Source organism: Streptococcus sp. NPS 308 (genome assembly GCF_002355895.1).
Lineage (GTDB): Bacteria > Bacillota > Bacilli > Lactobacillales > Streptococcaceae > Streptococcus.
On sequence record NZ_AP017652.1, the window covers coordinates 1,611,190 to 1,627,651 of the forward strand.

General features: G+C 39.0%; 9 protein-coding genes. 6 read left to right on the plus strand and 3 right to left on the minus strand.

The annotated features are described in order from the left end of the window. Nucleotides 1-121 precede the first annotated feature (121 nt). On the plus strand, nucleotides 122-5,707 hold the full coding sequence (locus tag SNAG_RS08230) for a G5 domain-containing protein (RefSeq protein WP_096408336.1): 5,586 nt from the start codon (nucleotides 122-124) through the stop codon (nucleotides 5,705-5,707). 251 nt (nucleotides 5,708-5,958) lie between these two features. On the opposite strand, the gene pflB is transcribed toward SNAG_RS08230, so the two are convergent. Further along, nucleotides 5,959-8,274, minus strand: a complete 2,316-nt coding sequence (pflB, locus tag SNAG_RS08235; RefSeq protein WP_096408339.1) for a formate C-acetyltransferase — start codon at nucleotides 8,272-8,274, stop codon at nucleotides 5,959-5,961. 236 nt (nucleotides 8,275-8,510) lie between these two features. Between pflB and dinB the strand changes: the two genes are divergently transcribed. The 3 genes from dinB (at nucleotide 8,511) to SNAG_RS08250 (ending at nucleotide 11,054) form a co-directional block, all read left to right on the plus strand. Beyond that, the gene (dinB, locus tag SNAG_RS08240; RefSeq protein ID WP_096408342.1) at nucleotides 8,511-9,572 is read left to right on the plus strand and encodes a DNA polymerase IV; all 1,062 of its coding nucleotides are present in this window, start codon (nucleotides 8,511-8,513) and stop codon (nucleotides 9,570-9,572) included. A gap of 424 nt (nucleotides 9,573-9,996) precedes the next feature. Beyond that, nucleotides 9,997-10,125, plus strand: a complete 129-nt coding sequence (locus SNAG_RS09975; RefSeq protein WP_269456854.1) for a hypothetical protein — start codon at nucleotides 9,997-9,999, stop codon at nucleotides 10,123-10,125. A gap of 296 nt (nucleotides 10,126-10,421) precedes the next feature. Continuing rightward, nucleotides 10,422-11,054 (plus strand): TetR/AcrR family transcriptional regulator, encoded by a 633-nt coding sequence (locus tag SNAG_RS08250; protein WP_096408344.1) that lies wholly within the window; start codon nucleotides 10,422-10,424, stop codon nucleotides 11,052-11,054. A gap of 155 nt (nucleotides 11,055-11,209) precedes the next feature. On the opposite strand, the gene SNAG_RS08255 is transcribed toward SNAG_RS08250, so the two are convergent. Together SNAG_RS08255 and SNAG_RS08260 are read right to left on the minus strand one after the other, a co-directional pair. Next, a complete protein-coding gene (locus tag SNAG_RS08255) occupies nucleotides 11,210-12,055 on the minus strand; it encodes an undecaprenyl-diphosphate phosphatase (protein ID WP_096408346.1) in 846 nt (281 codons plus the stop codon). A gap of 59 nt (nucleotides 12,056-12,114) precedes the next feature. After that, nucleotides 12,115-14,010: a DUF2207 domain-containing protein gene (locus tag SNAG_RS08260; RefSeq protein WP_096408349.1), complete on the minus strand. Its 1,896-nt coding sequence runs from the start codon at nucleotides 14,008-14,010 to the stop codon at nucleotides 12,115-12,117. 130 nt (nucleotides 14,011-14,140) lie between these two features. Here SNAG_RS08260 and SNAG_RS08265 point away from each other — a divergent pair, with 130 nt between their 5' ends. Both SNAG_RS08265 and SNAG_RS08270 read left to right on the plus strand, forming a co-directional pair. Then, the gene (locus tag SNAG_RS08265; RefSeq protein WP_096408351.1) at nucleotides 14,141-15,703 is read left to right on the plus strand and encodes an ABC transporter substrate-binding protein/permease; all 1,563 of its coding nucleotides are present in this window, start codon (nucleotides 14,141-14,143) and stop codon (nucleotides 15,701-15,703) included. After that, nucleotides 15,703-16,443: an amino acid ABC transporter ATP-binding protein gene (locus tag SNAG_RS08270; protein WP_096408354.1), complete on the plus strand. Its 741-nt coding sequence runs from the start codon at nucleotides 15,703-15,705 to the stop codon at nucleotides 16,441-16,443. The genes SNAG_RS08265 and SNAG_RS08270 overlap by 1 nt, the downstream gene beginning before the upstream one ends. The last annotated feature ends 19 nt before the right edge of the window (nucleotides 16,444-16,462 follow it).

Sequence of the window (16,462 nt, forward strand, 5' to 3'; positions counted from 1 at the left end):
GTCGTAATATATTTCTATATATTATTATTACAGTTATTTGTAGGAGAAACTAAATATAAATTATTATGAATAATTGCGACCAAATTACTTAATATATACATTATAAAAGGGAATTATATTTATGAAAAAGTTACGTAAAGTAAAGAAGCACTGGGTTGCTGTTTCAATTGGAATTGCCACATCAGCCTTATTAGTCAATAACGTAGCCGCTAATGAAGTCGGGGGAGGCACTTCAGAAATACTACAACCGACTACGGTGACATCTTCAGCAATTGAAAAAACCAATGAAATCGAAAATACTCCAAGCTCTACTGAGAATGGTGATAATGCCAGTACAGCTACTGTTCAAACTACTGCTCCTTCTTCCAATGTATCCGATAGTGCTAGCACTGTAACTGAAACTCCTACGAAGTCAGCAGATAGCAAACAGATAGGACGAAGTGTTTTCCGAAGTGTAAGCGCATCCACTCCTGCGGAAGCAAATAAAAGTCAGTCTAAAGAATCTGTACCGACTGAGCCTGCTGAATCTATCGAACCTGCTCTAAAACCAGAAGTAAAAGCTGACGAGGAAGCAATCAAAGCAAAAGCCATTCCTGAAATACCAAAAGAAAACCAATCAAAGAAAATTCAAGATGCCATCACAGAAGATGTAAGAACCGTTGTTTCAAAACCAACTGTTGAAGGTGTTGAGTATGATGTTCACTATGATCATAAAAACAAATGGTACTATGTCAATGCTACTGATTTTGGCTTGAATGTAGCTGATAACCAAGATGATACTCTCGCTGTTAATAAAGCACTAAAAGCAGCAAATGAAATTGTAATGGCTGATCCAGATGGTAAACAACATACTGGTGTTGCCGTCAAACTTTCTGGAATCGTCAATGTAGCTCGTGATAAAGGCGAAATTGATCACTATAAAATTTTAACATACGGATCAGGTGTCCCTATGCCTATACAAAAAGGACGAATTGATGGTGTTCAGAATCTTTCGCATGTTACGAAAGAAGAATATGAAAATCTCCGTGTAGACTCGGATGGACTTGTTCGTTATGTTAGTTCTAACGGAGAAAACCTTACAGGAATAGCACTGCCTATCTATCGCAAAAGCGAAAGTGGCTCCTTTAATCAAATTAAAATCGGTTCTGAGCATTCAAATGTAACTGGTCTGTTTGGGGATGGGCCGGGAACAACCGTATTAAAAACAAATTTAGTTCAGCTAGGAAACCCTTGGGATAGCAACGAGAATGATACTGACAATCGCGACCATGCTGTTTTGCTAGTTGAAAATCAAAATGGATTCCTTGTGAAAGATTTATCTGTTTCTATCCAAAACTTAAAAGAAGCTTTTGGAGAACAACACGATGGCTTCTACGTCAAAGGAATGCCTTACTATGGAAAAGTCGACGGCGTCTTCGTCAATGACTCTGATAATGTAACTGTTGAAGGTGTTGAAGCAAGTGGAGCTAACAAAGCTGGAATTCGTTTTGGTTCCACTCATAATAGTGTTTCAAATATTTCTCTACCTGGTTGGGGTCGCCCTCGCTCTGTGAGTAATTTGATTGCTGGAAAAGCTCCTGGTTATACTTTCAGTAGTCTAAACTTAGGTGAAAACAATAAAGTATTAAACAGTAATACTCACAATAACCGAGTGGCTGGAGTTCAATTCTCTTACCAAACCAATATCCTTATTGAAGGAACAACCACTTCTGAAAATGGACACAAATTAAACGGAAGTACAGGTTATGGTTTCGCTTCAGAGGCTGGATCCTACAATAATGGAATTGTTTTCCGAAACAATACGAGTACCTATAACTATCGTAAAGGTTTAGATATTCACGACGGTGACCGAATTTTAATCGAAAACAACATTTCATACGGAGATCGCTTGTTAGGTATCTCTGTATACAACCGAAACTTTAAAATGGAAAATGTTGTCATTCGAAACAACGTTGTCACACAAGATAAAACAAATCGTCTAGTACGAGATGACTTGAAAGTTGACGGAAAATTCACACATGGTCATGATTACCTCCAGTATGAAGCAATTCATTTGCAAACGAATGAAAAATCTCAGGACTTGAGTGCAGACGGAGCCGTAGGTTATTTTGAAATTAGTAATAACCGCATTCAAGATTTGGATTCATCAGGTAGAACCGCTACAAACCAAGACTATAATACAAATGCTATTCTTGTTCGTATGCAAGAACCTTACCTAAACTATGTACTTAATATTAAAAACAACCAAATCACTGGACACTCAGCAAACGATTTGATTAAGATGATTAACTCTTCTAATGACAATATTAAGGGAACAGCTACATTATCTGATACAAGTAAATTTGCAAACGGATTGGGATATGGTTCTGGTTCCATCAACATTAGTAATAATAAAGTCGAGCTTGAAGAACTTTACGGTGATCCAAATAAAGATTTATCTGCTATTACAATCGCTGAATCGACTAGTAATTTTAATGTCGCAGATAAAAATATTCGAGCTAACCAAGATAAGTTCCGCGGATCTGTTGTTTTCCAAAACAATGACATTAAAGTCAAAAAAACTTTCATGAGTACTAGACCTGGCATCATCGGAAAACAAAAGACAATGCCTATTATTTCTATTACAACAAATGCGGAGGGCGTTCTTTTTAAAGACAATAATCTTGACTTTGGGGAAATCACACAATCTTTAGCTAAAAATGCTGCAACACAAACACCATTAATTAGCTTAAACGGAAATAACGGAACTTTAGTGCAACCAGGATTAGGATTTGGTATTAATACAACTCGTACTCCAAGTAACCTCCCAAATACACTGAGTCGAACTCAACCTCTAGCTTTTATTGGTAATGATATTAAAATTTCTAATATTAGTTATGCTAACAATGTCGATTTACCAATTCGTGTATTAGAAACGAACAATCTCGTCCGATATACTGAAAATAATACCTTCACTTCTGACTCAGAAATTACAGTTTCTACTACCGATACAAAAACCGATCCACTTGGCAATGCGATCTATAAGCCTACAACCGAACGCCTCACTCCAAACAAGGAAAAGAATAACGCTCAATTCAATATGGGAGTCAGCCGTTTTTCAACAAGTTCTCCTAGCTTAGTCAATAGTTCAGAAGAGACTGTTCCATATGAAACAATCTACGTTAATGACAAGACCATCGCTGCTGGAACAAGTATTGAAAAAACTCCTGGGGTAACTGGGAAGAAAATTGTAAATACCTATGCAACTAGCGTTGATAACTCTGCTTATGAGAAAACAAGTGGAACCAATATCATGAACTACGGTCTCAGAAATTACTACGAGACAACAAATATTCGGGAAGCGACTGATAATGATCGCATTCCGGGATTGCTTCGAGCAGACTATACAACGACAGATGGCAAAATTATGACAGCCACTAAAACTTATAGTTACACTGATACTAAAAAACAAACTCAAACAACTGAGATGACTTATCGCTACGAAAACCTTCCAATTGGTTTGAAGAACGATACGCAGTATACATTTACTGATGAAAATGTAACTACGGCACCGCAAAATCGTGTTGTCCATGTAGGTACACGAACTTCCAAAGCTATTGGAGCATTTGATCAGTTTGATGTCGATTTCGAAACAGAATATGTAAACGATGATACTATTCTAGTCGGTGATACTGTCATCAAAACTCCTGGTGTCAAAGGAATCCGTACTGTTTCTTATCGAGAAACCCGTGATAATGATACAAATGATCTAATTTCAAGAGAACAAGTTTCTGATAGTATCACTACTAAACCTATTAAGCAAGTCGTACTTGTGGGAACAAAACCACTTACTAGAACTGCTCAAAGAACTGAGAAACAGGATATTGATTTTGAGATCGTTAAAGTTCCTTCTGACAAGCTATTTGTTGGTGAAGAAGAGATTCAAACCCCTGGTGTTAAAGGTACTAGAACTATTGTTCATGAAGATACTATTGACAACCGAAACAATACTGTGATCTCGTCTCGTGTTATCTCTGACGAACAAACCGAACCTGTTAAACAGATCGTACTTGTGGGAACAAAACCACTTACTGTAACTACTCAAAGAACTGAGAAACAGGATATTGATTTTGAGATCGTTAAAGTTCCTTCTGACAAGCTATTTGTTGGTGAAGAAGAGATTCAAACCCCTGGTGTTAAAGGTACTAGAACTATTGTTCATGAAGATACCATTGACAACCGAAACAATACTGTGATCTCGTCTCGTGTTATCTCTGACGAACAAACCGAACCTGTTAAACAGATCGTACTTGTGGGAACAAAACCACTTACTGTAACTACTCAAAGAACTGAGAAACAGGATATTGATTTTGAGATCGTTAAAGTTCCTTCTGACAAGCTATTTGTTGGTGAAGAAGAGATTCAAACCCCTGGTGTTAAAGGTACTAGAACTATTGTTCATGAAGATACTATTGACAACCGAAACAATACTGTGATCTCGTCTCGTGTTATCTCTGACGAACAAACCGAACCTGTTAAACAGATCGTACTTGTGGGAACAAAACCACTTACTGTAACTACTCAAAGAACTGAGAAACAGGATATTGATTTTGAGATCGTTAAAGTTCCTTCTGACAAGCTATTTGTTGGTGAAGAAGAGATTCAAACCCCTGGTGTTAAAGGTACTAGAACTATTGTTCATGAAGATACTATTGACAACCGAAACAATACTGTGATCTCGTCTCGTGTTATCTCTGACGAACAAACCGAACCTGTTAAACAGATCGTACTTGTGGGAACAAAACCACTTACTGTAACTACTCAAAGAACTGAGAAACAGGATATTGATTTTGAGATCGTTAAAGTTCCTTCTGACAAGCTATTTGTTGGTGAAGAAGAGATTCAAACCCCTGGTGTTAAAGGTACTAGAACTATTGTTCATGAAGATACCATTGACAACCGAAACAATACTGTGATCTCGTCTCGCGTCATCTCTGACGAACAAACCGAACCTGTTAAACAGATCGTACTTGTGGGAACAAAACCACTTACTGTAACTACTCAAAGAACTGAGAAACAGGATATTGATTTTGAGATCGTTAAAGTTCCTTCTGACAAGCTATTTGTTGGTGAAGAAGAGATTCAAACCCCTGGTGTTAAAGGTACTAGAACTATTGTTCACGAAGATACTATTGACAATCGAAACAATACTGTGATCTCGTCTCGTGTTATCTCTGATGAACAAACCGAACCTGTTAAACAGATCGTACTTGTGGGAACAAAACCACTCAATCGAACAGTTCAGAGAACTATTGAACTTTCTATCCCTTATGGTATTCAATCTATTTATGATGATACATTAGCCAATGGAACAAAAATGATTGTAGCCCCAGGAAAAGCTGGTCTTCGTACAATCATTATCGAAGAAGTTTTTGATGATAAAGGACAGATTATTTCTAGCAACATTCTCTCTTCTACAGTTACAATTACACCTACTGATGAAATTGTAAGAGTAGGAACAGCTGCTACTACTCCAAATAATACTGACAAATTAAGTCAAGATAGTCAACAAAACCATGCAAATACTGGACAATCTACTGTTGATAATTCCAAAGTATTACCAAATACAGGAACAGAAAACAATCACTCTGTAGCAGTAACTGGTGCGTTAGCTCTATTTGCAGCCTTAGGTCTTACACTATTCAAACGTAAAGAAGATAACGACTAAAGTATATGTCATTTACTCTTCAAGCTAGATAGTATATTTAAAAAAAGGATTGAAGTCTATATTTTGTAGAATTCAATCCTTTTTAGTCAATTCTATGACACCAGCAGTAAGGCAGAAAAAGCCATACTTTATATAGAAGTAATTTGTCTCTTCTCTCTGAGAATAAAAACTATAATATTCCTTGTTTTAAAATTATCAAAACCTCAGTAACAAAAAAAACTAGCCCTATGGCTAGTTTTTTTTATACTATCTTAGAGCAATGCATCATCCATTGAAAGAACTTCGTGGAAGACACGTTGTGTCAATTCAGTTTTTTGTTCTGGAGTGAGGTATTTAGTGTTTACACAGTATCCAGAGATACGTACGATAACGTCTTCACCTGACATGATTTTTTCGTAAACATCGTTCAAGTCCATAACGTTCAAGTTAACGTGTTGTCCACCGTTTTCGAAGTAACCATCAAGGATTGTTACCAAGTTATCCACTTGTTCGTCACGAGTCTTACCAAGAGCACGAGGTGAAACTTGAGTTGTCAATGAAATACCGTCAGCTGCGTAACCAAAGTCAAGGCTAGCAAGTGAGTTCAAGTTTTGCAACCATCCACCTTTAGCTTTGTTAGATGGGTTAGCACCTGGTGAGAAGAATTCAAGTTTAGACAAGTTCACAGAACCATCTTCGTTGAGGTATACACCTTTGTGGACTGGTGAGTTACCAGTTTGTTTAGAGTAAGCAACGTTAGATGTGATAGTCAAGAGTGATACTGTAGCTTCAGCGTCTTTGTATAGCTTGTGGCTACGTAGACGAGTTGTGTAAGCTTCGATCAACCATTCTGCCAATTCGTTTGAACGTGGGTCATCTTCACCCCAACGTGGGTATTCACCGATTGTTTCATAATCGTAGATGTAGCCATTTTCGTCACGGATTGGTTTAACTGTAGCGTACTTAATAGCTGACAATGTATCAACTGTGTTAGCAAATCCACAGATACCGAATCCCATGTTAGCACGTTGTTTAGTTGGCAAGAAGGCCATTTGAACAGCTTCATAGTTGTACTTGTCAGTCATGTAGTGGATGATGTTCAAAGCATCTACGTAAGTGTCAGTCAACCAGTCAAGAGATTTTTCGAAGTTGGCTTTAACTGATTCGAATTCAAGAACTTCGTCACGGATAGGATCGATGTCAAATACTTTGTAGTCTTTGTGAACATCGTCGTAACCACCGTTCAAACCAGTAAGAAGGGCTTTAAGAACGTTTACACGAGCACCGAAGTACTGGATGTTATGGCGTTGATCTTCATTTTCTGGGTCAAGTGGAGATACACAACATGAGATACAGCTCATTTCACCGTATCCGTCTTTAGCCATTGTTGTTACACCTTCGTATTGGATAGAAGAGTGTTTGTGGCTCATGTGCATACAGTAGCGACGGAAGTTGTAAGGCAATTTGTCAGTCCAAAGAACTGTCAAGTTTGGTTCTGGTGAGTTACCGATGTTGTCAAGAGTGTTCAAGAAACGGTAGTCCATCTTAGTAACACGGTGACGACCGTCGTTACCCATACCAGCCATAGAAGTTGTGATGAAGGTTGGGTCACCTGAGTACAATTGGTCATAAGCTTTTGTACGAGCAAATTTAACTGTACGAAGTTTCATAACGAAATCATCAACGAACTCTTGGATTTCTGATTCAGTAAATGTACCACGAGCAAGGTCACGTTCTGCAAAGATGTCCAATACGATTGGCACACGACCTAGAGATGTAGCGGCACCATTAATCACACGGCAGACAGCCATGAAAGCGATATTAACCCATTGGATTGCTTCTTTCACGTTCATCGCTGGTTTGCGAACATCAACCCCGTAAAGGTCACCCAAGCGAACAACTTGTTGCAATGCTTGGTATTGAAGGTTGATTTCTTCACGAAGACGGATTGTTTCTTCATCGATTTCTTCGATTGAGTTCCAATCGTTTACTTTTTCTTGCATCAAGTAGTCTGCACCATAAAGAGCAAGACGTGCGTAAACACCGATGATACGTCCACGTGAGTATGCATCTGGAAGTCCCGTTACAGTGTGAGCGTGGCGAGCACGACGGATGTTTGAAGTGTAGGCACGGAAGATACCGTCGTTAACTGTTGTTACATATTTAGTGAAGATTTCGTGAACAGCTGGATCTGGTTCGTATCCATTTTCTTTCAAAGTAGTTTCAGCCATACGGATACCACCTCTTGGCATGAAGTTCAATTTGAAGAGTTCATCGTTTTGGATACCGAAGATAACTTCGTTTTCTTTGTCGATAAATCCAGCAGGAATATCAGCAATAGATGTTGGACGAGTGTCCATTGGGAAACGAGTTTCTTCGTAGTGAGCCTTAGTTTCTTCTACAATCTTTTTGATGTGAAGTGAACGTTCTGTTGGTCCAGCAAGGAAGCTTTCATCACCATCATAAGGTGTGTAGTTAGCTTGAACGAAGCGAGAAACGCTTGCTTTTTCTTTCCAATCTACGCCTTTGAAGCCTTCCCAAGCTTTATCAAAAATGTCTTGTGCTTCAACAACTGTCTTAACAACCATGTTAATGTCCTCATTTATCTTTCTAGTAACAGCCATCTGTTACATTCATGAGTCAAGTATACCATACAGTAACCGATTTCAACAAGGGAAATCAGGCTTTTATGTTACTTTCTTTTCTAATACAGTCTATTTTTAGACACAATCTGTATTATATTTTTGAAAACAGGATTACTCTTTTCCATTTTTTCAGAAAAAAAGGTATAATGAATAGAAAATGACGCTAGAAAGGTGCAATAATGCTCATATTTCCATTGATCAATGATTTGTCAAGAAAAATCATCCACATCGACATGGATGCCTTTTTTGCTGCGGTGGAAATACGAGACAATCCTAAATTAAAAGGAAAACCTGTCATCATTGGAAGCGACCCTAGACAAACTGGCGGTCGAGGAGTCGTTTCTACCTGTAGCTATGAGGCACGAGCCTTTGGTATTCACTCTGCCATGAGTTCTAAAGAAGCTTATGAGCGTTGTCCCCAAGCCGTCTTTATCTCCGGGAATTATGAGAAGTATAAGGCAGTTGGACTTGAGATTCGAGCTATTTTTAAACGCTACACTGATTTGATTGAACCCATGAGTATCGACGAAGCCTACTTGGATGTGACAGAAAATAAACTCGGTATCAAGTCAGCTGTTAAAATAGCTCGCCTCATCCAACAAGATATCTGGCAGGAACTGCACTTGACTGCTTCTGCTGGCGTTTCCTACAATAAATTTCTAGCTAAAATGGCTAGTGATTATCAAAAGCCACATGGTTTGACAGTGATCCTCCCAGATCAGGCTGAGGATTTTCTCAAACAAATGGACATTGCTAAATTTCACGGTGTGGGCAAAAAAACAGTTGAACGCCTTCATGAAATGGGCATTTATACTGGTGCAGACTTATTGGATGTCTCAGAAGTTACTTTAATTGATCGCTTTGGCAGACTTGGTTATGATCTTTATAGAAAAGCTCGTGGTATTCACAATTCTCCAGTCAAGTCCAATCGCATCCGCAAATCAATCGGGAAGGAGAAAACCTATAGTAAGATTCTCCAGGATGAAGAAGATATCAAAAAAGAGCTGACTCTTCTCTCTGAAAAAGTAGCTCACAATCTCAGCAAGCAGGACAAAGCTGGAAAAATCATTATCCTAAAGATTCGTTACACCGACTTCTCCACCCTGACTAGACGAAAAAGCCTTCCACAAGCAACACAGGACGCTAGTCAGATTTCTCAAACTGCCCTTCAACTCTACGAAGAGCTAGCTGAAAAAGAAAAAGGTATCCGTTTACTAGGAATTACAGTGACAGGATTTTAAATCCTTGAGGGGATTCATTGGTTTAAATCAAATGAGGTTGGAACAAAAGTGTTTCAGCCTCATTCTGTTTTAAAAATAATTCCTAATTCAAGAAAGTCTCTTCCTCTTATTCCCTCTCTCTTTTATTAGAAAACTGAATGCTTTTAGGAGTTATAGTTTAGTTTGATGTCCTACCGCATTTGTCCAAGGATATATACTTGGACTACAATATTTTTTGACTTTATTAATGAAAAGGGGCAGTTGGTTTTAATTAAGTATTAACTCAAACACTTAAAACTAAAAATGTGAGATAGATTTCAAATAGTTCCTAGTAAAAAAACTTTTTCTCATAAGTGTTAGCTATTGACACCTTCATTTTTATTTGTTAAACTAGAAAATATAAAAAATACCGTCTGGTCGGTTTTTTTAAAAGAAAGGACTTAACATGAAAAAAACTATGCTAGAAAAAACAATCGATTCTATTGAAAAACAAAATCAACGAGTACGTCAACAACAAATACGTCATCACGAAACCATTCAAAAGCAAATAAAACTGCAAAAAAAAACGGTTTGATCGATTATCACAAGGAGAGAGTGGTATCCGACATTCTCGTTTGGGAGTGAAATGTGGGTATGCTACAATCACTGGTGGGCTCATCACTACTTTGTTTAGTCCTTGGAATGGTTTAGGAATAATGACCATCGGTGGGATTACAGTCCTCTCAAACTTGTATCACATCAAACGCATAGAAGCAAAATTAAAAAAGTAGAGTGGTTTTCTTAAGAATGAGACTTGTTAGACTGCTCAAATATTACCTTTTCTTCTTTTTTTGATAAAATAAATCTAATATAACAGAGAGAAGGAACCCAATGGTCGCAAAAACAGAAAAATCTCAAGCAATGATTGAAAAAATTTTATCAACGGCTACACAGCTTTTTATTCACAACGGCTATGAAAAAACAAGTGTACAAAATATAGCGCAAACAGCTAGTATTTCAAAAGGAGCTATTTATCACCATTTTCAATCAAAAGATGAAATTTTTTTTGCAGTTTTAAAACAGCGTTATCAATTGATGGAAAAGGAATTGCTAGACTGGCTTGAATCCACCAGTCATTTAACTGGAAGAGAACAGCTCAAAGAAATCTTTCAGTTTTGTTTAAAAAGTCAGAAAACTAACTACGAAATGTTGAATCACGCGCCTCTTGATGCAGAGTTCATGCTGACTATTATCCGTTACAATCTGCGTATAGGAACTCCCCTTATTGCAGATATTATAAAAAAAGGAATAGAAGATCAGTCCATTCAACCCATCCCCTTCCCTAATGAAGCGGCCGAGACAATCTTGCTTTTGACTAACTTTTGGGTAGAAGGAAGTATTTTTGAAAATTCTTCCGAAAAAATTGTCGATCGGATCTATTTTTTACAATTTATGCTTCAATCCATCGGACTGGATATTTTTGATGAATCTTTGATCCAAGAAATTTTAAGTCAATCAAATTAAATACAATCTTTTCGTTTACTTTTAAAACCGTAGACAAACGTCGGGCAAGGCGACATAATAAGGTAATATAAAATAAACTAAACGATTATAAAAAATAGGATAGTTCCCCAAATGTTTTTTTTTGGCGAACTATCCTATTTTATTCTATTTTCAACTTATACAAACAAACGCACAAAACTATAGAGCAACAAGACACTACCGAGTACAATACGGTATTTCCCAAAGAGTGTAAAGTCGTGCTTCTTCACATAGCTGGTCAAGAAACGAATAGCAACCATGCTGACCGCAAAGGCTACTCCCATAGCAACCAAGAGCAAGAATAGTTGACCAAAACTCAAAAGTTGACCTGCTTTAATAAATTTGAAAATCTTTAAAGCACTGGCTCCGAACATAACAGGAATTCCGAGATAGAAGGTAAACTCTGTTACGACAGAGCGACTTGTTCCATTCAACAAACCACCGACGATAGTGGCTCCAGAACGGCTTGTCCCTGGGAAAAGGGCAAGGACTTGGAAGAGTCCAATGTAAAGAGCTGTTTTATAAGGCAACTTGTCTAACTCTGTTACTGTTGGTTCAATAGCTTGCGCCTTATTTCGTTTTTCAAGATAGATAAAGGCAACCCCAAAGATAATCAACATGATTGCAACTGAAACCATGTTATGGAAGTTGGCATCAAACCAATCATCTAGTTTAAAGACCAATAGCAAAGGCAAGGTCGCAACGAAAACTTTTGACCATAATTGCCAAGTTCGACGAACTTCGACCTTGGTTTTACCAGGTTTGAAAGGATTGAGCTTGTTAAAGTAGATTACCACAACTGCTAAAATAGCACCGAGCTGAATGACAACATTAAACATGGACATGAAGGCTTCATTTTGGTCTTTAAACTGGATAAACTCTTGCGCTAGGATTAAGTGACCAGTACTTGAAATTGGCAACCATTCTGTAATCCCTTCAACAATCCCAAAAAAGATGGACTTCAAAATTTCAATAAAATACATGCATTACTCCTTTTTCTGTCCTCTATTATAACATAATTTCGGATCTTGCGATACATTTTTTAGAAGGCGCCAATACTACCACCGCCTCCGCCTCCTGAGAATCCTCCGCCTGAAGAACCACTTCCAGAAGATACAGAATAATTGCTCGCTGTATTTGCGACAGTTGTGTATTGCTTGATTTGTGCAGTTGAGGCATGGAACTGTGCGTGCCAACCATAGGCTATATATAGATTCAAATCTTGATTTTCTAGTTGAATATGACGTACTTTCATTAACTTGCTCACCTTCTTGGCATAACCAAAGAGAGTCGCATAGACCAGTAGACGATTCCAAACAACGATACTCTCCAGCTCTGCCTGATCCAGATGGGCAATATCACGAAGCATATTTTCAAAACTCGTCCAAAGATAGAAAATCTCCGCCCCTTCTTCTGTTAGAACTCCATCACGATAAGTTCCTCGCATCGCAAAATGAACCCAGAAACTGGTCCCTAATCCTGTCAAACCTAAGATTAGAAACGGAACTGAAAAGAAGCCATGTGTTTGCCAGCTATAGTAAAAGAAAAGCAATCCACCTAGAGCCGTTATGGCTGAACAAACTCGCATCCCGAGAGCAAGACGGCGTTCCTCACTTGTCAAGGGACGATAGTAGCTTGGGATACGAAGTACATGAACCTTATCCTTGACACAAGACTGAATGCGTTGAAGTCTTCTTTCAAAGGAACGTTTGAGGCGCAATCCTGTTTCTCGGATATGTTTTTCATCTGACTTTTTAGCTCCATGGTACAAGCCAGATGAGACTTGGTAATCAGGGAACAAATCCGAAATAGCTAATTCCTTCTTATTCGATAGGGTCATGCGCAGGCATTCCTTCTCAAAATTGGATAAGCCTTTTTCACTGATAATTCGTAGATAAGGTTCCTCGTCACCTTGGAAAATAGATAAATGACCTCGATCTACTAAATCCAACAAGGTTGCCTGAATCAGACGTTCAAAAGTAAATTTGCCAAAACCTGATTTGTTTAGGGGATTGACTTCCTCTAAGGAAGTTGAATACACTACTTCTGCTAGAACCATTGGAGGCAAATCCATCGGCGGCTCATAAAGCCTGTGGTCTTTTGGAAAGACCTTTTTAATGGTCGTACTTTGACGAAACATTCTATAAAAGATCGGAATTGGAAGTAAGAGACTCATAAAAATGACTGGGAAGACCCATTTCATCATAATCTCACTTTGCGCTTTTTCTGTCGCTATATTGCTTTCAATTCGATTAAAATCCGTTAAACGTTCTTCCTCTAATCCTTGATCTGGAGCTCCTGCAAAAGCACTTCTCGGCCAGTAAGCATGTAATTCGATCTGTCGCTTTCTAGGAAGGTCTTTCATTTTGATATGATAGAGATTATTAACTTTTTCAACACTAGAGTCCCTTAGGAGTTGGCCTGCATGAAAATAGAGTTTCTCCGCTGGATGGTCCGAGCTGACCTTGAACTCAATCTCTTTGATGTCTCCAGTACTATCTGTCAAGGGTTGCCAATTTAGCTCTGCGATATCCTTATATAAGAAGAGAAGGTTTGATAGTTTCCAGGTAACCGTCACCCGAACCGTATCCCCAGCATAGCCAGCATTGTAAATTTTTACCTTGTAGCCATCCTCTTCCTCCATAGTATAGTAGGAAATATTTTGCACAATTTTTCCATTTTTAGAGACCTGAACGGTCGGGTCAGGATCAATAGCAAATCCTTTTGGCATTTTCCCAGCTTTGCCGAGTCCAACTAACTGACCATTATAATCGTCTCCAAAGCGGTAGGTGATTGTTTCCTTAAAAATTGCAGTATTATCTGCATGAATATTCAAATCACCCTGGTAGGATAAGACATCAAAGTCTACCGCAAAAACCAAACTTGGAATAAATAATAAACAAGTAAGTAGCAGAGTCAGTAGCCATCTTTTCTTCATAACAATTTCCCTTTCAATCTTTTCCCTATTATATCATTTTTTATAAGTAAAGGCTTACTTGTATTGAAAATCTCACTATTTTTAGATACAATAGAGAGAAGTCATTTTTAGACTAGAAATAGGAGAAAACATGAAAAAATTATGCTTATCTGTGCTTGCTAGCCTAGCCCTCACACTGGGACTAGTTAGCCAGGTCCAAGCCGATGAATATCTACGCATCGGGATGGAGGCAGCTTACGCCCCTTTTAACTGGACCCAAGACGATGATAGTAATGGCGCTGTCAAAATTGATGGTACCAACCAATATGCCAATGGCTACGATGTCCAAATCGCTAAAAAGATTGCCAAAGACTTAGGTAAGGAGCCTTTGGTCGTTAAAACCAAGTGGGAAGGACTTGTCCCAGCCCTTACTTCTGGCAAGATCGATATGATTATTGCAGGTATGAGCCCAACGGCTGAACGCAAACAAGAAATTGCCTTTTCAAGCAGTTACTATACCAGTGAACCTGTTCTATTGGTCAAAAAAGACTCTGCCTATGCCAATGCCAAATCTTTGGAAGACTTTAACGGAGCAAAAATCACTTCTCAACAAGGTGTTTACCTTTATGATCTCATTTCACAAATCCCAGGCGCTAAAAAAGAAACTGCTATGGGCGACTTCGCTCAGATGCGCCAAGCTCTGGAAGCCGGTGTCATTGATTCCTATGTTTCTGAACGACCTGAAGCACTGACCGCTGAGTCTGCCAACGCTAAGTTCAAAATGATCCAACCCCAACCAGGTTTCAAAACTGGCGAAGAAGATACAGCTATTGCCATTGGTCTTCGCAAAGACGATAGTCGCATCAGCCAAATCAATGCCAGCATCGAAACCATTTCTAAGGACGAACAAGTAGCTCTCATGGATCGGATGATCAAAGAGCAGCCAGTAGAGGCGACAACAACAGAGGAAGAAAGTAGTTTCTTTAGCCAAGTCGCTAAGATCCTTTCTGAAAACTGGCAACAACTCTTGCGTGGTGCTGGTATCACACTCTTAATCTCCATTATCGGAACCATCACAGGGCTCATTATCGGGCTTGCAATCGGAGTCTTCCGTACAGCACCTCTATCTGAAAACAAAGCCATCTATGGCTTGCAAAAGCTACTTGGCTGGATCCTCAATGTCTATATTGAAATTTTCCGTGGTACACCAATGATTGTTCAATCTATGGTTATCTACTACGGTACAGCGCAAGCTTTCGGTATCAACCTTGACCGCACACTAGCTGCTATCTTTATCGTTTCAATCAATACGGGTGCCTACATGACAGAAATCGTCCGTGGAGGTATCCTAGCAGTTGACAAGGGACAACTTGAAGCCGCAACCGCTCTTGGTATGACCCATAATCAGACCATGCGCAAGGTTGTCCTACCTCAGGTCGTTCGCAATATCTTACCTGCTACGGGTAATGAGTTTGTCATCAATATCAAAGATACCTCTGTACTGAATGTTATCTCTGTGGTAGAACTCTACTTCTCTGGTAATACTGTGGCCACCCAAACTTATCAATACTTCCAGACATTTACAATCATTGCCGTGATTTACTTTGTCCTCACCTTCACAGTGACCCGTATTCTACGCTTCATCGAAAGACGTATGGACATGGATACCTACACTACAGGTGCTAATCAAATGCAAACGGAGGACTTGAAATAATGACTCAACCCATTCTTGAAATTAAACACCTCAAAAAATCCTATGGACAAAACGAAGTCTTAAAAGACATCTCTCTGTCAGTCCACAAAGGAGAGGTTATCTCCATCATCGGGAGCTCAGGAAGCGGAAAATCAACCTTCCTACGTTCGATCAATCTACTTGAAACACCTACTGAGGGGGAAATTCTCTACCGAGGAGAAAACGTCCTTGCAAAAGGCTATGACCTTACTCACTATCGTGAAAAACTCGGTATGGTTTTCCAGTCCTTTAACCTCTTTGAAAACCTCGATGTCCTCGAAAACACTATTGTCGCCCAAACGACTGTCCTCAAACGAGAACGCTCTGAAGCTGAAAAAATTGCCAAAGAAAATCTTGAAAAAGTTGGCATGGGTGAACGCTATTGGCAAGCCAAACCAAAACAACTCTCTGGGGGCCAGAAGCAACGTGTAGCCATCGCTCGCGCCCTCTCCATGAATCCTGATGCCATCCTCTTTGATGAGCCAACATCTGCTCTGGATCCAGAAATGGTCGGTGAAGTCCTTAAAATCATGCAAGACCTGGCTCAGGAAGGATTGACCATGATTGTCGTAACCCACGAAATGGAATTCGCCCGCGATGTTTCTCACCGTGTCATCTTTATGGATAAGGGCGTCATTGCTGAAGAAGGCAAACCAGAAGACCTCTTCACGAACCCTAAAGAAGAACGGACGCGCGAGTTTCTTCAGCGCTATCTCAAATAAGATAAAAGACTGCATAAAG